Origin of the sequence: Paenibacillus sp. FSL R7-0333, from assembly GCF_038000365.1 — a bacterium.
GTDB lineage: Bacteria > Bacillota > Bacilli > Paenibacillales > Paenibacillaceae > Paenibacillus_AQ > Paenibacillus_AQ silagei.
Genome location: NZ_JBBOBZ010000001.1, coordinates 2,146,953 through 2,166,828, shown reverse-complemented (window position 1 = coordinate 2,166,828; position 19,876 = coordinate 2,146,953). Strand labels below are relative to the sequence as shown.

Annotated in this window: 19 protein-coding genes and 3 tRNA genes; 3 read left to right on the top strand and 19 right to left on the bottom strand. The window is 45.2% G+C overall.

All coding sequences use genetic code 11. The annotated features are described in order from the left end of the window. The first annotated feature begins 76 nt into the window (after positions 1–76). A complete protein-coding gene (locus MKY86_RS08930) occupies positions 77–640 on the top strand; it encodes a hypothetical protein (RefSeq protein ID WP_076085105.1) in 564 nt (187 codons plus the stop codon). A 55-nt stretch (positions 641–695) separates the two neighbouring features. Next, the gene (locus MKY86_RS08925) at positions 696–2,003 is read left to right on the top strand and encodes a TerD family protein (RefSeq protein ID WP_076085108.1); all 1,308 of its coding nucleotides are present in this window, start codon (positions 696–698) and stop codon (positions 2,001–2,003) included. Between the two features lie 419 nt (positions 2,004–2,422). Here MKY86_RS08925 and MKY86_RS08920 read toward each other — a convergent pair whose 3' ends face one another. From MKY86_RS08920 to MKY86_RS08910, 3 genes are all read right to left on the bottom strand, one after another. Then, positions 2,423–7,207, bottom strand: coding sequence for an Ig-like domain-containing protein (locus MKY86_RS08920; RefSeq protein WP_340826713.1), 4,785 nt, complete (start codon positions 7,205–7,207; stop codon positions 2,423–2,425). 252 nt (positions 7,208–7,459) lie between these two features. Continuing rightward, positions 7,460–7,786 (bottom strand): carboxymuconolactone decarboxylase family protein, encoded by a 327-nt coding sequence (locus MKY86_RS08915; RefSeq protein WP_076085114.1) that lies wholly within the window; start codon positions 7,784–7,786, stop codon positions 7,460–7,462. A 30-nt stretch (positions 7,787–7,816) separates the two neighbouring features. After that, complete coding sequence (locus MKY86_RS08910) at positions 7,817–8,203, bottom strand: tautomerase family protein (RefSeq protein ID WP_076085118.1); 387 nt, start codon at positions 8,201–8,203, stop codon at positions 7,817–7,819. Positions 8,204–8,313: 110 nt separating this feature from the next. Between MKY86_RS08910 and MKY86_RS08905 the strand changes: the two genes are divergently transcribed. Further along, positions 8,314–9,210, top strand: coding sequence for a LysR family transcriptional regulator (locus MKY86_RS08905; RefSeq protein ID WP_076085121.1), 897 nt, complete (start codon positions 8,314–8,316; stop codon positions 9,208–9,210). Here MKY86_RS08905 and MKY86_RS08900 read toward each other — a convergent pair. The 16 genes from MKY86_RS08900 to MKY86_RS08825 all read right to left on the bottom strand — a co-directional run bounded on the left by MKY86_RS08900 (position 9,193) and on the right by MKY86_RS08825 (position 19,654). After that, a complete protein-coding gene (locus MKY86_RS08900) occupies positions 9,193–9,645 on the bottom strand; it encodes a DoxX family protein (protein ID WP_076085124.1) in 453 nt (150 codons plus the stop codon). The genes MKY86_RS08905 and MKY86_RS08900 overlap by 18 nt on opposite strands. 20 nt (positions 9,646–9,665) lie before the next feature. Continuing rightward, the gene (locus MKY86_RS08895; RefSeq protein WP_076085127.1) at positions 9,666–10,259 is read right to left on the bottom strand and encodes a TetR/AcrR family transcriptional regulator; all 594 of its coding nucleotides are present in this window, start codon (positions 10,257–10,259) and stop codon (positions 9,666–9,668) included. 214 nt (positions 10,260–10,473) lie between these two features. Further along, positions 10,474–10,944 (bottom strand): IS1096 element passenger TnpR family protein, encoded by a 471-nt coding sequence (locus MKY86_RS08890; RefSeq protein WP_076085130.1) that lies wholly within the window; start codon positions 10,942–10,944, stop codon positions 10,474–10,476. Between the two features lie 54 nt (positions 10,945–10,998). Continuing rightward, positions 10,999–11,433, bottom strand: a complete 435-nt coding sequence (locus MKY86_RS08885) for a hypothetical protein (RefSeq protein ID WP_076085133.1) — start codon at positions 11,431–11,433, stop codon at positions 10,999–11,001. After that, positions 11,426–12,094: a helix-turn-helix domain-containing protein gene (locus tag MKY86_RS08880; protein ID WP_076085137.1), complete on the bottom strand. Its 669-nt coding sequence runs from the start codon at positions 12,092–12,094 to the stop codon at positions 11,426–11,428. The genes MKY86_RS08885 and MKY86_RS08880 overlap by 8 nt, the downstream gene beginning before the upstream one ends. Positions 12,095–12,319: 225 nt before the next feature. Next, positions 12,320–12,393, bottom strand: a tRNA-Lys gene (locus tag MKY86_RS08875). A 113-nt stretch (positions 12,394–12,506) separates the two neighbouring features. After that, positions 12,507–12,998 carry a TIR domain-containing protein gene (locus tag MKY86_RS08870; protein WP_076085140.1) on the bottom strand — a complete coding sequence of 164 codons (492 nt, stop codon included), beginning with the start codon at positions 12,996–12,998 and terminating at the stop codon, positions 12,507–12,509. A 63-nt stretch (positions 12,999–13,061) separates the two neighbouring features. After that, positions 13,062–14,927: a TIR domain-containing protein gene (locus MKY86_RS08865; RefSeq protein ID WP_076085143.1), complete on the bottom strand. Its 1,866-nt coding sequence runs from the start codon at positions 14,925–14,927 to the stop codon at positions 13,062–13,064. Between the two features lie 13 nt (positions 14,928–14,940). Continuing rightward, positions 14,941–15,534, bottom strand: coding sequence for a TIR domain-containing protein (locus MKY86_RS08860; RefSeq protein WP_076085146.1), 594 nt, complete (start codon positions 15,532–15,534; stop codon positions 14,941–14,943). 77 nt (positions 15,535–15,611) lie between these two features. Further along, positions 15,612–16,568, bottom strand: coding sequence for an AbiTii domain-containing protein (locus tag MKY86_RS08855; RefSeq protein WP_340826712.1), 957 nt, complete (start codon positions 16,566–16,568; stop codon positions 15,612–15,614). A 107-nt stretch (positions 16,569–16,675) separates the two neighbouring features. Beyond that, positions 16,676–17,293: a restriction endonuclease gene (locus tag MKY86_RS08850; protein ID WP_340826710.1), complete on the bottom strand. Its 618-nt coding sequence runs from the start codon at positions 17,291–17,293 to the stop codon at positions 16,676–16,678. 269 nt (positions 17,294–17,562) lie between these two features. Next, positions 17,563–18,216, bottom strand: a complete 654-nt coding sequence (locus MKY86_RS08845; RefSeq protein ID WP_076085149.1) for a type II toxin-antitoxin system VapC family toxin — start codon at positions 18,214–18,216, stop codon at positions 17,563–17,565. Continuing rightward, a complete protein-coding gene (locus MKY86_RS08840; RefSeq protein WP_076085152.1) occupies positions 18,213–18,971 on the bottom strand; it encodes an ImmA/IrrE family metallo-endopeptidase in 759 nt (252 codons plus the stop codon). Before MKY86_RS08840 ends, MKY86_RS08845 begins: the two co-directional genes overlap by 4 nt. Then, on the bottom strand, positions 18,971–19,324 hold the full coding sequence (locus MKY86_RS08835) for a helix-turn-helix domain-containing protein (RefSeq protein ID WP_076085155.1): 354 nt from the start codon (positions 19,322–19,324) through the stop codon (positions 18,971–18,973). Before MKY86_RS08835 ends, MKY86_RS08840 begins: the two co-directional genes overlap by 1 nt. A gap of 172 nt (positions 19,325–19,496) precedes the next feature. Next, positions 19,497–19,569: transfer RNA gene (locus MKY86_RS08830), tRNA-Lys, on the bottom strand. 9 nt (positions 19,570–19,578) lie between these two features. Continuing rightward, positions 19,579–19,654 (bottom strand) — tRNA-Ala (locus MKY86_RS08825). Positions 19,655–19,876 lie beyond the last annotated feature (222 nt).

The window sequence follows — 19,876 nt, the reverse complement described above, 5'->3', positions numbered from 1 at the left end:
AATCCTCTCTCCAAGATTCCCCATTTTCTGCTATGCTAATAGAAATCCAAAGTAGAAGCAGGAGGCGCGCAATAGAATGGATGCATTTCAATACGAGCTTACATCTGAGACAGCTATCAACTTGAGATATGAGTATGGAGGTGAATATTTTACATTCAACCTGTTCCGGGATGACAGCGGGTGGGTGCTACATCCGTTTGACGGGATGCTGCTGAGGAATCAGGCAATGTGTACGCTGGTTGCGCAGGAGCTGTTCAAGCACAAGCCATTTCAGGTGATGCTGGCCAAGGAAGGGATTCTGTTCACCGATATCCGCTCCACCGTCAATCTGGATAATGTCAACGCGCCGGTTGCCGCACGCAATGAACGCGAGTCACGCGGTAATCCTGCAGACGACCTGATGGAATTCGTTCAGCAGCACTCGATTGAAGAGGTCATTGACTACGAATGCAAGCTGATGGGGAGCCGTATCTCCTTTTACCAAGAAATTCTACAGCGCATGTTCATGGACAACCTGGGCCCCTCGGACCCCGAGTTCCAGAAGATACAGGATATTGTACGGATCTACGAGCAATCCCTGGAGCGCCTGACGGATCTGAATGGTCCCAATCTGGATGCCGGAAGCCGGGGCAGATTCTGAGTCTGCCACCCGCACTTATACATGCTTGAACTACTCATAGGAAAGGCTGGTTCTCATGACACTTGAGCTTATCAAGGGGCAAAAATGCAGCTTAACCAAAGACAATCCTCTCATGAGCCGCATCATCGTAGGCATGGGCTGGAATGAAGCAAGGGCTGGGGTCGAGATTGATTTCTCCGTTTTTTTACTTACCGCGTCGCAGAAGGTTGCAACAGAGAAGGATCTTATTTTCTATGGCAATCCTGCGGCCCCGGACCAGTCTGTAGTGATATTGCCACCCGCGCAACGAGTCCATAGCGGACCCGCTGACGATACACAAATTGCTGTAGAGCTTAGTCTAATTCCTGCGGAGGTTGAGCGGATTGCCTTTGCCCTGACGATCTATGAGGCGGAATCAAGACAGCAGAGCTTCTCGCTGCTCTCCGATCCCTATCTGCGCATTATGAACGCTGCGGATGGAACGGAGCTCCTCCAGTACCGCCTGGGCGGCGGTTATTCCGTGGAGACTGCCATTGTGGCAGGGGAGATCTACAGATATCAGAACGAATGGAAATTCAGCGCGGTCGGCTCCGGTTATGCGGGAGGCTTAGCCGCGCTCTGCCACAGCTACGGAATACAGGTCAAGGACATCCTGCCCGTTGTTCAAGCTTCCAGAACAGCCGAACCTGCCCGCAACTCCCCCTTTGTTCTTCCGGAGCTGCGCTCACGGCCTAAGCCGGTCGATTCCTTGCCTCCCGCAGCACCACCCGCTCCTTCCGCTTCGCCCTTGAACCCGGACACCATCGTTCTCAAGCGGCACGGGGAGACCCTCCGTCTCCAGCAGGGAGCAGGAACTTCGGAAGAGATTCTTATCAATCTGAACTGGCTTCAGACTCCATCCTCCGGGTGGTTCGGAAGCAGAGGCATTGACCTGGATCTGGGCTGTCTGTTCGAGCTGAAGAACGGGCTGAAGGGTACGGTCCAGGCGCTCGGCGAATCATTCGGAAGCCTGAACCGCCCGCCTTACATCTCGCTGGACGGGGATGACCGCACCGGCTCCATCGCTACAGGCGAGAATCTGCGGATTAACGGCCATCACCTGTCCGAGATCAGCCGGATCGTCATCTTTGCTTTTATCTATGAAGGCGTTACGAACTGGTCACAAGCCGGCGCTGTTATAACCATCAGCCAGCAGGGCGGGCCGAATATCAAGGTGCAGCTGGACGAGCATAACAACGATAAGGGGATGTGCGCCATCGCCATGCTCCGCAGCCAGCCAGATGGAAGCTTCAGCGTGGAACGGCTTGTAGAGTATTTCAGCGGGCACGAGGAGCTGGACCAGCGTTACCACTGGAATCTGCGGTGGGAGGCCGGCAGCAAGTAGGGAGTAAGTAGCCGCCAGCATGATCAGGAACAACGTCCCCTGGCGGGCGGGTGATACCGCCTATAGCGCTGAGCCACCTTCTGCTAGACCAATGTGGTCGGTTTTTCGATTACATTGGGCTCACTCGCTCCACGCCGGACCAATGTGGTCGGTTTTTCGATTACATTGGGCCTACCCGCTCCACGCTGGCCCAATGTGGTCGGTTTTTCGATTACATTGGGCTCACTCGCCTCACACTGGCCCAATGTGGTCGGTTTTTCGATTACATTGGGCCCACTCGCTTCAAGCCGGCCTAATGTGGTCGGTTTTTCGATTACATTGGACCCACATGCTCTCGTGGCAGCCTATAGCTTCAGCCGCACACAAAACAGCCCTTCCCCGTCAAAGACGGATGGAAGGGCTGTTTTGCTGTAATTATTTTATTCTGCAGAATGATCTACAGAAGCTGCCTGGATGCTGCCGAATGCCCAATAGCTCGCCGGGACATCCGTCCACTTCTGGGCCGCGCTGGTCAGCGGAGCGATGCCAAGGGCACGGTTAACGATGGTTACGGCTTCCGCACGCGTTAACGTCTGGTCTGGACGGAACGTGCCGTCTTCGTAGCCGGTGATGATGCCTGCCTGGGACATCTGCTCAACAGCTGCCTGAGCCCAGTGTCCAGCAATATCACTGAAGCCGGCCGCTTGGGTTTGAGCGCTTGTAATCAAGCGGGACAAGATCGTCGCCATTTCAGCTCTTGTAATCGTCTGGTTAGGCTTGAAGCTGCCGCCCCCATAACCTTTCATGATGCCGCTTCGCGTCACTTGACCGATTGCGTCTGCAGCCCAGTGTCCGGCAGGAACATCGGAATACGCAACACCAGCAGTGACTGCAGACTGGGTGAAGGTGCGGGCAATGATGCTGGCCGCTTCTGCCCGGGTGATGCTATTCCCCGGCTTGAAGGTGCCGTCCGCATAACCCGTCATATACGCCTTCAGTTGTACGGCAGGATCTTGTGCAAGAACTACGGTAAAGGTACTAAATTTGCTGATACTGAATTGAATACCAGACTTTCCGGTCTGGCCGAAAGGTACGATCTCGCCCTTGACCAATTCTTTGGTGCCGTCGCTGTGCTGGATAAAGACCGCCAGTGCCTTCAGTTGCTCTGCTGTTAACGAACTGTTGCCAAGCGGCAATACCAGCGTAACCGGACGGCTCTGCAGATTGGTCTCAATCGTTACCGGACGGCTTACGAGCGTGACCGAGGCAGCGCGGGATACACTCTGCACCTGTGCTTTGGCAAGGGCTTCTACCTCAGCGCTCTGCTGCGATGTCTTCAGTGGAACGAGGTTGAAGTAAATATCTGTACCGAATCCAGCCATCGAGCTGCCCGGCACCTTCACCTCAACATTCACTGTGAATAGATCCAGCGTGATCTGATTATCAGCAAATTGCTTGCTGGAAGCTGCCGGAATCGTCAATCTGGTTCCAGCGACCTCATCATTCTTATCAGGCACGATGATTCTGGCAATATTCGACCCGGCCGCCTTAAGCTCATTGACTGCCCGGATCGCCTGCTCCAATGTGAACGTAAGGGTATCACTCTTCACACCGTTCGCATCCTTGGTGCGGGTAATGACAATGGAGGATACCATGGAGCCTTCAGCAGCCCCGTTTTCAACGTTTGCGTTAATACTTTCTGTCTGAGGACTTGGTGTTGGAACAGGAGCCGGGGCTCCCCCACCTGATCCTGAACCACTGCCGCCCGGTGCCGGTGTAGGAGATTCAGTTGGCGTGACTGGAACAGGAACTGTTGTGAAACTCCAGAGCTTACTATCCGCAAGTCCTGCATAACTGTTACCTGCTTCATCTGTAAAAGCACCAGGTTGTATAAGCACGTAATAGCTGCCGCCCTGCTTGAGGAGACCGCTTGTATTAATACTGACGGTTGCGTCCTTAATAGCGACAAATGCCTTATCTCCCGCTTCGATTGTCGTCACAGTCTCATTATCCGCCGCATTTACAATCTCAATATTGCCTTTTCCCGCAAGTATATTCTCGTTAAAAGTCAATGTGAGTGCAGCCGATACAGGTACATGCGTTGCATTGCCTGCCGGACTGTAAGAGGTCACTACAGGCGCTGCTGTATCCGGCGCACTGGTAGTCACAAACCGCCAGGCGTTGATACCTGTAATGCCGGCATAGCTGTTGCCCGCGTTATCTGTAAATGCTCCCTCTGTAACCCGTACAAAGTAACTCGTCCCATGCTCCAGGTTAGCCGCCGGATTGATGGTTACGACATTGTTCAGGATCGTTACCATGTCCGAAAGGGCAGGAATCGTAACGACCGGATGAATGTCATCGGTGCTGCGGAAAATCTCAATAGTACCCGCTGCCGCCCGTACATTTTCGCTGAAGGTAAGGGTCAGATTCGCGTTAACTGCTATTTCTGTGGCCCATGGCTCCGGCGAATAGGTAATCACCGTTGGCGAGATCCGATCGGGTGCATCTGTAGTTGTGAACTGCCAGACTGTGCTCTCTGCATTGCCGGCATAGCTGTTGCCTGCGAGATCAGTAAATGCCCCGGCTCCAATCTGTACATAGTAGCTCGCATCATACTTCAGATCATCCGTAGGATTAATCGTCACTACATTGCTCTGGATGCTTACATTTCCGGAAGCCGCAGGAATCGTCGCTGCCGGTGCATGATTCGCACTATTGTAGATGACGATATTGCCTTCCCCTGCTTTTACATTCTCGCTAAAGGTAAGCTCCAGATTAGTCCCAATAGCTACACCCGTTGCACCATTCGCAGGTGAGTACGCGTTTAACACAGGTGCAGTTGTATCCGGCGCAGCCGGGGTGGTGAACTGCCAGGTTGTGCTGTCCAAGATTCCCGCAAAGAAATTTCCAGATGAATCTGCAAATGCATCTTCAGTAATCAACACATAGTAGCTTGTACCATACTCCAGATGTTGAGCCAGATGGATTGTTGCTTTATTGTTCAGAATGATTGCATCACTGGCAGCAATAGTAGCTACCGCTTTGTCGGAGTCAGGGCTGTAGATCTTAATGCTGCCTTCCCCTGCCACTACATTCTCGCTGAAAGCAAGCTCCAGGTTAGCTCCGATAGCTACCTCTGTTGCCCCATTCTCAGGCGAGTATGTGCTTACGATGGGTGCCGTCTTATCGGGTTCGCTGGTAGTAGTAAACCGCCAGGTTGTATCGTTAGTGATACCCGCATAGCTGTTGCCCGACATATCCGCAAATGCATTGTTCTCAATCTGTACATAGTAGGTTGTACTGTAATCAAGGTCAGCCTCCGGGTTAATCGTTACAACTTTGCCGTCAATGATTACTTCATCAGAATCAACAGGGAGCGTCACAGGAGGAACTTCGCTGTTCGTGCTGTTGATTATCTTAATTTGGCCTTCACCCTTCTGTACATCCTCATTAAAGGCAAGAGTAAGGTTGGTGCCAATCTCTTCATTCGTTGCTCCATCTTTAGGAGAAAAACCACTCACCACCGGCGGTGTAGTATCAGGTGCTTCTTCTGTTGTGAACTGCCAGGTTTCCTTGTCCGAAATACCTGCATAAGAGTTAGCGTTTTCTGCTAGATCTTTGAAAGCTCCTTCATCGATGTTTACAAAGTACGTAGTACTGTACTTAAAATCATCATACGGAACAATGGTTACCACGTTATCCTTAACCGTAACATCCGCTGAGTTAACCGGAATTACCATTAGGTTTCCTTCGTCCATACTGTCATAAATCACAATGTTGCCGCTATCTGTCGTTACATCCTCACTGAAAGTGAGCGTCAGATTTGTGTCAATGGCTACTCCTACCGCCCCTGGCACAGGAGAATAATCACTTACAGTCGGAGCTTCCGTATCTCCTGGCCCGGCAACTGTCGTGAAGCTCCACTCTTCCGCTGTGATTGCTGCATTGCCGCTTGCACCATTAGTAAAAGCATTCGCGTCAACTGTAACGGCATATTTAGCCCCTGCATCAAAATCCTTACCCGGATTAATAGTTACCGTATTGGTAGCTGGATTTACTGTTACTCTGCTGGTGTCATCCGCCGGGATGGTTTCAACGGGGGTAGATGTATCCGCAGCCTTGAAAATATAAATATTTTCAGTTCCCGCCTCTACTGGTTGATTAAACATGATCTCCAGATTTCTATCTATATCTACATCCGTCTCATCATTCCCTGGAGTCAAACTGAGCACCCGCGGGATGTTGGGAACGACATAAGACATAATGATCTCTCCGGAATCACCCGCTGCGATAAATTGATTAAGACCTTGGAAAAATACGATACCATTAAGATTAGCCGTTGCGTTTGTAGTCTCAGGCTTCCACGTTTGCCCCAGATCGGTAGTGGAGAACACTTTCCCGCCATCTCCTGCGGCCATAAATACGCTGTTTCCGAAAGTTATTCCATTCAGGTTCACTTTCGATTCAAGGACCTTTGCTGCGCCTTTCGAACTTTCCGGAGAGGTAATAATAGTTCCAGACGCACCAACCGCTACGAACATTCCGCCGCCAAAGATGATTCCGTTCAATTTGTTGGTTGTTTTACTTGTCATCTTGGTCCAATCAGATCCATCTTTGGACATTACCACTGTACCGTTATCACCCACCGCTACAAATGTACCGTTGCCGTAAGCCACAGCGTTCAGATTCTCATTAGTTGCTGAATATACTATCTCCCAGTCAGTGCCAGTGTCACTTTTCTCCATGATAAATCCTGAATCTCCAACAATAACTAATTTTCCATCTCCGTAACTGACTCCATTCCAGTTCATACCGAAGGATCCATCGGAGGGTGTCCAGGATACGCCATCTGTTGACGTTAGGAGGATCCCATTGTCACCGACTGCAACGAATTCGCCGCCTGTGCCCTTATGAATAATGCTATTCAAATCCTCGTTTACACCAGAATCACGAACAGCCCATGTCGAAGGGCTGCTTGCGGTAACAATTTTCCCTGCTTTCCCCACTGCAACTAAAGTATCTGAGCCTATAGCAACTCCGTTTACGTTGATGTCGTCTGGCAGCGGACCAACATTGTCCCAGCTTGCCTCACCATTGTCTGTTGAACCCGCATATACCGGAAAGGCTCCGGTCCAAACCAAGCTGATCACGAGTAACAACGAGAAATATTTTTTCAATCCCTTACCCTTAAACAAATGTATCGTTCCCCCTTGTTCATTCATCCTGTGCGCTATATTGCAAGTTCTGCTGGAGTCTAGCATCTGCCCCCTTAGAAAATTTCATTTCTGCGCCCATTCTATCAGACAGCTCTAAACAAACTCTTAACAATTCTCGACAAAAACCGATTCATCAGGACCTAATTGGGGTATAGCTCTAAAAAAAATGAAAAAACAGCGATTTTCTAACCTCTTATCAAAAAAATTGTCTAAACCAAAAAAAGCGCACGGAGCTTTCGCTCACATGCGCAATTGTGGTTATATTTCCTCGAAAATCCCCTTGGCAATCAGTATCGCCGATGCGGCACGCGGCCAGCCTGCATAGAAGGCGAGATGAGTCATGGCCTCGATCAATTCTTCTTCGGATAGACCGTTCTCCAGGGCCAGACGGATATGAAAGGGTAACTGCTCGGTAAGCCCTCCGGCAACCAGGGCCGATATCGTCAGGAGACTGCGTTCCCGAAGCGATAATTCTGCCCTTCTCCATACCTCCCCGAAGAGCACTTCCTCCGAATAACGCGCGAACGAAGGTGCAATGTCTCCAAATGCTTCAAGGGCATTCGATGCAATTCTCCGATGCTTCATTCCAAAACCTCCATTTCCTTCAAGGATCATTCATTCAATCATCTGTGCGATGCCATTGCCAAACGTCCAGTCCTCGAATTCTGTATCGACCAGCACGACGAAGACGTCTTCTTTCCTGATGTCCAGTGTACTCGACAACGTCTCGGCCAGCTTGCTGTAAAAGCCCCTTTTCTGCTCCTTGCTTCTCCCGGATTTGAGCGTAATCTGAATATAGAGCAGCCCATCCGTTCGCTCTATGTTTAAATAATTCGGACTGTAATAAAATTCGCTTGCTTTATGGGCATGGTAGACTTGAAAGAAATCATCTTGCGGCACGTTAAAATATTCCCTTAGAGCACTCATAATTTCGCGGCTAATGATAGGCAGCTGTTGGTCATCGTATTTGTTCTCCAAGTAACTGACTCTGACAAAAGGCATGTCATTTCACTCCTTTACTGGTGTAACTTCATTGTACTCCCCGCCTCTTATTCTGTATAATTGAATTAAATGATACGTAAATTCAAATTATACGATGGAGATATCTGCTAATGGACCTAAAAGAACTAACTACATTTCAAACCATCCTGCAAGAAGGAAACTTCTCTAAAGCAGCCGCCAAACTGAACTACGCACAATCCACAATCACCAATCAGGTTCAACGTCTGGAGAAGGAACTGGGCATCAAGCTGTTCAAACGGGGCTGGGATTCTGAGCTTACAGCTTCGGGGCGAATATTTGCCGCTGAGATCGACAGTCTGATCCGACATTGGAACTATGTTGCGGACCAGGCAAAAGCTCTGCAAAAAGAAGAGATCGGTACGATTAGTATCGGTGGGCTGGAATCGTTAACGGAAAAGGTACTGCCAAAATCGCTTCTGCGGTTCATGCAGCATAAACCTAATGTATCCTGCCATTTTGTGATCGGTAACACCGCTTCGCTCTCGCATGCCCTGCTTCAGAATCAATTGGATTTTGCCATCTGTGGAGAGCCTGTTGACCTATCTTCATATCACTTCGAACCCTTGTATCAGGAGCGGATATCTTTTATCGCAGGGAACAACCACCCTTTGGCCGCAAAAGATGAGATCGCTTTCGAGGAATTGCTTGGTTATCCAATCATTTCCGGGGGAGCTACCTGTCTATATCATTCCCAATTATCGAAGCAGTTCTCCCGGTACACCGAAACTCCCTTTCTGCATACCGTAAGTCAAATCTCTGCCATTGCGTGCTTCGTCCAGCAAATCGATTTTGTAGGAGCCGTCCTCGAATCTACACCGTTACCGCCGAATGTGGTGAGACTCCAGGTCACGCTGAAGGAAGCCTCCATTCCCGTAGGCCTGCTGCAATTACGTAACGATGAGTATCTATCTTCATCCAAGAAGCTTTTGATGCAATTTGTAAAGGAGGAGCTGGAGTCCTATCCACGATTAAGGCAGGTAGAGTAACGGGGATGCGAGCAGCACTGCAGTGATAAAAACGAGCTGAATCCCTATGCGGACCGGTAATTTCGGGACCGGCTTGCCGCCAATCGTCAACTGAGTGCGTGCTGCATAGATATTGGCGGGGAGCATGGCAATAAGAAGCAAGATCAGGCATACAGAAGCAGTTGCTGAGAAAGCGGGCAGCAGGATACCTATAGCTCCGGCCATTTCCAGAATCCCGGTAACCGTCACGATCCATTCTTTCTGCGGAAAAGCAGGCGGCACCATTCTTACCAAATCGGAGCGCCGTCGTCCCCAGTGGGCAGAAGCACCCAATAGCAGCATAATGGATACGGCCCATTGAAGAGATGTCTGCCAGTCATCCCAATAAGTCAAACCCAGCAGACCAACCATCCGGAACAGTAAAAAGGATACGATAAGCGCTATAAAAGGAACCATTGTATACTCCTCCTTCACCATTAATTCTTCAGGATACCCGCCATAAAGCCGGCTACCTCTTTCGCTGACAGGGACTCGGAAGAGGCGCGCATGGAGGTGCGTACCCGCAGACCCAGCGACAGCAGGACGAACAGCTCCGCCGTCTCATCAGGATTAACGCTGTCTTTGATCACCCCGTACTTTTGCCCCGTGATAATCCACTGTCTGGAGACTGACACCGACCGCTCATGAAAATGCTCAAGCACCTCTGCTACCGCCGGTTCATTCTCCTTGCCCAGCAGATATAGGAGCACCTTGTTGGTCGCTTCATGGCTGTCCTCAAGACCAGCCAGACTTCTGGCAATGGCCAGCATCGGCCCGTCAAAAGCTTTATCCGGACTGCCTGCCACCTCCTCCTCAAAACGATTATTCACAGCGTCAAGCCGCTCCTCCAGGACCCAGGCAAAAATCTCATCCTTACTCTTCACGTAATGAAATATAGCCCCCTTCGACAATTGCGATTGCTCCATAATGTCCTTCAAGGTAATGGCATGACAGCTCTTATCCCGCAGCAGCTGCTTGGTAGCCTCCAGCAGCTGCCGGATCGTCTGCTCCCGCCGGTCTGCGTTCTTCATCGCTATTCTCCTCTTCTGCCTTGCATAGTTTAGATTAGATTAAATTAGAATATGATTACTATTGATTATACATACCGACCATCGGTTTGTAAATTAGTGTGTAAATAAAAAAAGGCTCGGAATGTTCCGGATAACGTGGAGTAATTCCTCCATCATTTCTCCGGCTCCCGCCCCCGTAATTTTAATACCTGTCCGATCTGGATCTTATATCCAGTTACACCTCTTCATCCTCTTCGTCTTCATCATCAAAACCGCTATATTGATCCGGTGCCTCTCCCTCGATCTCCTTAATCATAGGCAGCTTCTGTCCCGGCTTCACTTCTGTCTCTCCCAGATATTGAACAATCATTCTCCACTCATCGCCATAATCGAATAGGAGCAGCATCTTTTGTTTGGGGGTATGAAAAACTTTACTGATTTTCGCTTTTTGCACTCCAGGAAACCTATCCCCCGCCCCCACATCAGCAAATGATTCATAGCCTTCCTCAGAGCGTGTCCAGTTTTTGAGATTATCATAGAGTCCAAAGGCATGATCCAGATCAAAATCAAAAGATTCAATCGTAACTGCCGCAAGATCGTACAGAGACGCCTTTGCAGAAATTGCAATCTTCCGGGTAGGCCGACCACGCACCGCACCGTTCCAGTCGCTTAAGGTTACTTTGAATAATCTGGCTTGTTGATTCATGGTCATATGTCCCCTCTGTTTGAATCAATTGAAGTTAAATACCTGTCCAAAAGCTTACACTTTCCTCGCTTCAATCCATTGTAAATGACGCAAAAAGTTCAGTACATCATCCAGCGATTGATAGATGCTATGATCCCTGACTTTCCCCTCATAATCAGTTACCCCAAGTAACGGAAATTGAAGGTGAACGGGATCGAACTCGGTAATCTCCTCAGCCGCATCGGGATAATTCTCATGGGTATGATTATGAAACTTCATAATTAATGAATGATCCTTATTATACCAATTGTAGAAAAAAGCCTGTAGATTGCCTCGCTTATCGCCGTGTTCTTCACATTTCAAATAAGAATTCCATCCATTAAGCTTGATGGTAAACTTTGGATTATACGCAGACGGATGATCTTGCGTGACATCTAAAACGATTTCCGGATGTACGTTTTTGATGTTTCCTGGATTTGAGGTGAAAACTTCCTGTGTGAACTCAGCCAAGCAGGCTCTCTTTTCTTTTTAGCAAATAGGTCCATACATCCAAATCAATATCTTCATCAGAAGTAACGAGTTCCCCGGATTCACTCTTATGCATGAAACGTTCAATAGGTCCATACTTTTCTTCGTAAGCACTAAGCTTTTGAGCTATAAACTGTAATTCATCTTCAGACTCTGTCTCTACAGCAGTTTGCATACGTGCTTGATAGGACTCCGCTACCTCACTAATTTTTACAGTCTCACCACTCGGATACTCCAAAATCGCATTGGCAGGAATATCCACATGTTTTCCTGGCTCTGTGCGAGTAACACCGTCGAACCGTCCTTGGGCAATCCAGCGGGAAATAGTCTGATGAGATACCCCCAGCATACGCGCTACTTCCCTGGTAGGATAATGCTTGACCTTGGAGGTGACAGTCTGTGAGGAATGCTGAATTTGAGTAAGTTGGTAAACAATGTCCTGCTGGCCGACTAGAAATTTCTCAGGAGAAAGTAATTCATCATCGGATAAGCGTTGAATCTTGATTCCTGAAGCCTCTACAGCATCACATAGCATTTGGTAGGTAATAATATTCTCTCGTAATTGACGCGAAGAAAAAATATTGCTCGCATACGTTGCTTGACGTTCCCGTACTTCCAAAATATCCTGTATCGCCATACTCATCACCTCTCCCCCATTTTACCATAGAAATGACATTTAAATAAAAAAAGCTCTCAATAAATCAACATTAAATCAACATTCACAGATATAGATTATCCAAATTCGCTATTTCTAAACCCGTCACCTGATTTCAATCCGTTCACTTCGTGTACCTGTTCAGTAATGACCCTAGATATACTCCTTACCAGACAGCAAAAAAGAACGGCATCACCGCCATTCTTTTTGTTATAGACTCTCAGGGGCGCTCAAACCCGGGCAAATAAATTAAGAGTCTGCTGCTCTACCAACTGAGCTAAGAGTCGGTATGAAATTAGTGGAGCCTGGGGGGATCGAACCCCTAACCTCATCACTGCCAACGATGCGCTCTGGCGTGATGGTCAGGGCACTGCCCCTAAGACGAGTGATTAAAAATAGTTTAATTACTATTTCTTATCTCAATTGCTTTTTGGACCCAACTTTCAATATTTTCTTTAATGTAATTATAAACATTTACACTAGTTGTGTACGGTGGATCATATGCCTTAACAATACTTGATAACTTTTTTCCATTAAGTGTAAAGTCGTCAAATGGATTTTTACCTTTACTAGACTGATTTCCATCTCTATCTTTTAAATTGTGTATGTAAATCCCCAAAACACCTTTACTTTGGTTCCATGATTTTTCCATTTCATATTTTATCCATTTTCTCCCCGCAGTTTCCTCTCCAATAAGCACTATCGTGCAAGATCTCCCCTTTAACTGATTATCGATCCAATTCTGAATAGCCTTGTCGCCCCCTTTCTTTACTTCTTCCCAGTCATTATCAGAAATAGAAGCATTACCTTCAATAGCCCCGATATTTCGAACTTGAGACGCACGCCAATTATCCAGTTTGTAATGAAAACTGTAAAATGCTTTTCTTGCCATAGTTATTCCTCCTGGAGGTACTCCACATAACTTATATGAAGGCCTAAATTTCACCAATTAAAATTATAATTTCAGGTGTTCAGCGACCTGTTTCGCTAACACTCTGTAATCAAGACTAGTTAGTAATTGCTCATTACTTTGATTGCTCAAACCATTATTAATGTCCTTCCACGCATTGTTTTTATATTCTGTTGCCAATTCTGAACTTCTACCACCCACAGAACCAATTAAGAAAATTGGAAGTTTTCGTTTTTTAGCCAGTTCAATCTCTTCATCGACCCCTGGAATATGTCCACCAACATGTATTTTTCCACCTAGTACTATCAATCCTACCGCATCTGCATCATTAATCATATTCTCACGCATACGAGTAAGACTACTCTCACGATCATTCTCCGCATCTATTGCAAAAACTGTTGATTGTTTCTGCATCTCCTCTACCAAAATATCGGGAACATAAAGTTTTGATATATATAATTTAATAGACTCAATATAATCTTTAGGTCTTCGACGTTTAGCCATATCAAAAATCAAATGCTGAAATGTTGGATGTCCACCAAATATAACAGTTGCTCCTATATCAAGAAACACTTGAGTGAACGAATGTAACGCGTTCAACAAATACTGCTGATACCCGGGCTCACAATCTGGAAATGCTCCCGAGATTATAACAGCTTTTTTGGTTTTGTTCATTTTGGGAATAGAGAGATATTTCTCCATACTATATAAGTATTCATCAAACGAATCAACATAGTTATGTTCCCCTAAGACAGCACACTCCTCCTGCCCCTGAATAGGTGCCAGAAGCAAAGTGGAATCATAATAAGGGCCATAGAGCGGGTGTGGATCGTAACCATAACTACGAACAAGCGGATCAATCTGCTCTGTATCGGTTGGTCCAGGATATCGACCGAAAATCTGAATCAGATGTGTCATTGGTTTCTGGTTATAACGAAACCCTGCCCGTGGAAACTGGATACGAAATAACATATTCTTACGGTTAATTTCTTCAAGTTGTATACCGTGTAGTTTTGCTAGCATCCTCAATTTTCTTATTTGATCAAACACAATGATCGCCTGTTCTCTTGAAAGATGAAATGCTTTCCGGATAAACTCATCAACCATCTCCGGACGAAAACTACCTGTCAAAGGATCAATATCACTAAAAGTATAATGAGGTTGGTCATAAGGCCTTACTGTAAGTGATTTTCGTCCTTCACTCACTCCTATCTTTATCCATACGATCGGTAAATTCATAGAAAGGGCAATCTGTATTTCTTTTGCAATCCATTTAGACTCCCCCGATTTTGGTGTATCAATGAAGATAACAGCGTCTGAATTACGAAGTCTCGATTCAATTATTTCCTGAGCATCCTCCCCAACATGAATATCTATTAGGTCACGAAATGTGTTTTCAGAACGTTTTCTAAGTTCAGCGCATAAACTCGAAGCTATTTCCTCTCCATCTAACCTACGATGGCTGATAAATAACCGCATTCGATCTTTTGCGAGAGTTGGCTGAAGTTTTGCAATAACGTTTCTAGCTAAAGCATAAGCCACTGTAGCTAAATTCTCTTTCGTTAAAGACCTATGTCGTAGGTTCTCTATAATATCGAAGGTCTGGATTTTTTCAAAACATTGAGGTGGAATTCTATAATCTTTGTCGATAGCTATAGGAAAAACATCTACTGTATATTCACAAGAGTCTTGAAAAAAAGAAATAAGTGCCTCGGAATATTCTTGGTCACACCGATTAAAAAATATAATAGAATCATCGTTATTCAGTTGGGTAGATCGTAAAGCTCTAATTTTAAGTAATGGAACAGCATCTACATGCTCCAGAAGCTCTTCGAGACACTTTTCATAGAATTGAATTGCATTATCAGTACTATCGATAGTCAATTCAGGGTGCAAAAAATATATCGTCATAATCCTCCGCCTCCTAACTATGCTTATCTGTGGGCTGCACGCCTTTCAACCAACTATCTATTTTAATGTAAGATTTGGAAGACTCATGTACCCATAAAGTCATAATACTAGTATTTTTTATTGTATCCTTAGTAAGGTAATTATATAGACCAAGATATTCTTGACCATTGTACTGTTCCGAAGTTTGCGGCAGTTCACTAATTGGCATAATTGCCACGTTTCCATTAATGCCATCAAAATAGCCCAACTCCCAAGGCATCCATTTTGAGTTTGTTGTATTAATAGAAGTTGCATAAAATAGACACTTACATTTATTCATCCTCGTGCGCAACAATCGAGCTGTTTCTTTATTGACACTACTTCTATTTAATTGACGATCCACGATCCAATCAACATAGACGCTAAAGCCAAGATCTTCAAGCTCTTCCTTTAACCCCAGTATAATCTTATCGTCTGAATAGCTATGAGAAAGAAAAATATCAAATTCCTGCTCTAACGTAAAACTCGCAGTAGCACTTTCTAGTATCGTGGAAGCGGATTTTCCGAAGCTTTTCTGAATAACTTTATCAGCCTTCGCTAGTAGATCTCGCTTATTAAAGAACGACATTTCATTCGATCCTCCTTAATATATTTCCAGACTTATATTTTCAGAATAATTTCGAATTCCTCATATCTATCCCTTATCTATCCCTTTAAATTCAATACTTCTCCTAAAATAAGATAAGTATTCAAAAATAATGCTCTCGCCTCTTTTTCAGTCACTTCACTATGTACCCCAGTAGAAACTCTTTCATATAAGTTTGAAAGGTTCTGTCTCAACTTCTTCTTCTGTGAAGTACTGTCACAGTTTAAATGAATGAAAGCATTGATTCTATTTTGGTATTTATCCGCTTTTAATGAAAGTATGTTCCCTCCGATTTCCATTGTTTCATCGGAAGGAGCAAAGATACTATCCGCAAATGAATCAATAATTCTTCGACAAGTCATAAGTGCCTGACTCACAGCTTCTGGAGTATTCTCAGAAAGGCGATCAACCACTGAAGGAATTTGTTCTAAAACAGAACCACAATACTCAGCGATTAATGAATCAACTTCATTTTTATATTGATCGAAAATGCTTTCACTTAAGCTATCAAATATTTTTGTGTAATATACCTCGGATACAAATTTATGTAGCAACCCCCACACCCTACTACGTACACCGCTTAATTTAGGAATTATATTACCAACTAAGCTTATTGATTCAGTCATATGTCTAACTGCTAATAGTGCTCTATCACCACTAGTATCCGGTATTCTCATAACACTAAGTTTTAATTTTTGTGACTCTATTAATGCCTCTATTTGTGCTAAAGGTCCATAATAAGCCTTCCCCTCTTCTTTATTAATCCAACGTCCAGTCATATTCAAATACTTTTTTGCTATAGAATCAGAATTATTGTAACCTTGGACTTCATAACTCAACCAAGATCTTATCTCCTCAGTACCAACGTATCTTGAGAGTCTAGTCACCTTAAGTATCAACGCTTCACCTGTTAATCTATTAAGTTCGAGATCATCTAATAATTCTTTTGAAAGCTCTAATATATGATTTGATTTACTCTCTACAGACATTTTGTCCTCTTCCCCTTTATTATTCATTTGCTAAAATCCTTATACTGTCTGATCGAACTAATCTTTCTCAAGAATACTTCCACCTTCTCAACCTATCATCCAACGACACCCCATTAATCAACTTGATATTCAGCCTATCTGCAGCCTTCTTTCGCCGCCTTCGTGAAATTACTCGTTGTCACAATCCAAGCATCATAACAGCCATGAACCTGCTTACCGGCCTTTAACCGCAATACAATGTCATTTCCGACATCCTGCTTCCAGCGCTTACATTGCACGGCAATTTTATACCCCTCTTTGCCTTTGAGGATCAAATCCACTTCATGATCGCCGGAACCGCCTACTCGTTGTACAGTATAGCCTTGATCTATGTAATACAGCTCCATTAACCTCTCAAAATCAGTACCGGATAATGTCCTAACATTTGCTTTTAGAATCTGCGCATCACTCAACTTCTTCATCGGTGTCTTTGCCGAAATGTTGTGAGCGCTACTCTTAGCTTTGGTTGTGCTAACTCGCCTTACTCCACCCACCGTGCCGGCGGATTTCCTTTCCATCTTCTCCCTTCGCCGCTTACGCGTCCACGTACCGCCGAATATTTCACCGAGAATAACGGAACCAAACAGGATTCCCAAGAAAAATCCCCAGTGCAACCCAGGAATGCTAAAATAAATGCCCAAACCTCCAATAATAAACAGTCCACGCAGGAAATAAGCTACCTGCTTAACTTCTGCGTAATACGCTTTAGCCATAATTGTATCCATCCCATGTTGTAGTAAAACCATTCGATCCATTCAAAGGACCATATACCCAAATTTTCCGACAATAAAATTGATTTTTCTTCTAAAACTTCTATAATTCCGGTTAGATTCTCTCTACTATATCATAAGTTTGGTGGAATTTGGTACGGAAAACAGGCCCACAGATAAGTCTGTGGGCCTACAAATCGTTGACTATAAGTTTTAGTGTTAAATTCATAGGCTTGCCATTCTTTTGATGGACCTCAGTAATTCGAATCAAGTTATTCATCTATCAAAAAATTTATTCTTCTATCAAGCGCCGTCAGCTTAATCTGCCTTTTATGATCAGGGTCCTGATTATACACAAACTTAAAAAACTGACGGACCTCTCTTTTAGTAGAGATATTCTCTTTCACACACAAAAAGCATAAATCCTCTAGAGTATCCTGTACGATTAATCCCGGAGTAAGGGCTTCATCTGAACCCACAAGCAACTGCTCGTCCTGTATTACTTCTCTAATATCATAATCGTTACTACATATATAGCCAACCGACAGGAATATCGCTGCTGCCAGAGAATGAATTTCACCTGTATCGCTCGTTCCTTTTATACGTCTGCCCTGAAGCGTTTTCTTCTCGTCGAGTCGCTTGAAGCCTTGCTCAATATATTTAACAATTCGTTCGTAGATTGGAAATTCATCATCTGTTATCTGCTCTGGATCGTTTGGATCGAAGAAGATCCATTTCCCTTTATCAATATATTCCAGCACAATCTTTTTATTGGATTGGATTAATATTTCAGCCAAAACTTCAGAGTGAACGTACAGTGTATCGTATAGTTCATCCAGCCAGCTCAGTATGTCACTTTTTTGGTAAGTCACAGCGAAATTAATAATATTGGCATCAATAAACACATGTGCATTGCGCCTCGTCATTCTTCCTTATCCTCTGAGGCTTCAGTAGTCGTCATCAGCGTTAATGCAGCCTCCTGATATTCCCTGGCTTGCTCTGGAGCGATATGCGCCAAGAGGTTAGCCGCCTCTAAGGATGAGAGCTTCCCTTGCTCAAGAACAGATGCAACAACATTAGTATATCTTTCAAAAGACTCCTCGGTGTACGCTTCATCAAACGGACTGGTTGGCAATGAAGACGCACTGCGCTGCTCTTTCCATTCTGTATCCGTCAGCTTCAATACTTCTGTAGAGATAGGCAGCTCTAATTCATTCACTCGTCTGGCAACAGCCTCATATGGGACAGAAGCCATATCTGCAATCATCAAAATCGCTTTCGGCTCTTTGAACTTCTTCTTAAGCTTCGGCCATACCAAGCGAATAATCTGCCTAGGCATCATGAGAGCCGCTGCAAATCGATCTGCTGCCCGTTCGACATCCAGCTGCTGAGGTAATAGTTGTTCAAAATTCAGAACATGCCAAAGCTCATGTGCAGCAGTATAATAACGGGTTCTCAATGGCTGATAAGTATTAAGCATTACATATTTATCATCGTCAAAACTAACAGTAGCACCAAAAAAAAGAGGGTCCGGGATATTTTGATAAATCACAGAGGCATGTTCCCGCAATTTTTCTTCGACTCCCGACCCAATAAAGGTTAGCGCTCCAATCTGTTCAGTCAGCACTTCATATGCAAAGTTTTCACCCATTTGTTCAGACTGCTGTTTTATGGAGGGCATTATCGTCCGACCTCCACATATTCCTTTTCCAAATGACGGCTATTCTGAATAGCAGTCATTAAAATATTCAAATGCCGTTTAGCAATTCGCGAATCCGCATTTCCCCTTAAACTTAGGGTATATTCCTTTTCTTCCGCTTGTTCAGGAGCCAGTAATTGTTCTATAGTAATTCCCATCACACCGGCGACTTGCACCATACGTTTAGGCAGGAACTGACGCTCACCGCTCAGAATATGCCCCATCAAAGCCTTGCTAACCTTGATTTGATCAGCAAGCCACTGAATGGACCTGCCGTTCTCCGCCATCCATGATTTCACCTTCACAATTGCCGCCTGATTCATTTCATTAGCCATCCGAAGCATACCCCCAACTAGAAATGTCACGACATCAATGTCTGTATTTATTATACGTCAAAATAAATTCGATGTGTAGACGAATACAAATTATATATTAACCGTCTACAAAATTTATAAACATCTTATTAAAAGCAAAAAAAGAACGGCATCTCTGCCGTTCTTCATGTGATGGACTCTCAGGGGCTCGAACCCTGGACAAATAGATTAAGAGTCTACTGCTCTACCAACTGAGCTAAGAGTCCGTATGAAATTGGTGGAGCCAAGGGGGATCGAACCCCTGACCTCATCGCTGCCAGCGATGCGCTCTCCCAGCTGAGCTATGGCCCCATATTTTTTACAATTTTACTAATTTAGAATTACAATATGTATTCTAAAATCTGATCTGAGCGAGAAGATCAAGTCGCTTATTCATCAATGTGTTTCGTAGGCGACTTCTATATAATACAGAAATCTGCTTTCAGTGTCAACACTTTTCCGAAATTAATTTTGATACAACTCCACCCGGGAACTGACCTCTCAACCTCAAGGCCAGCCCCACTACCCCAATCG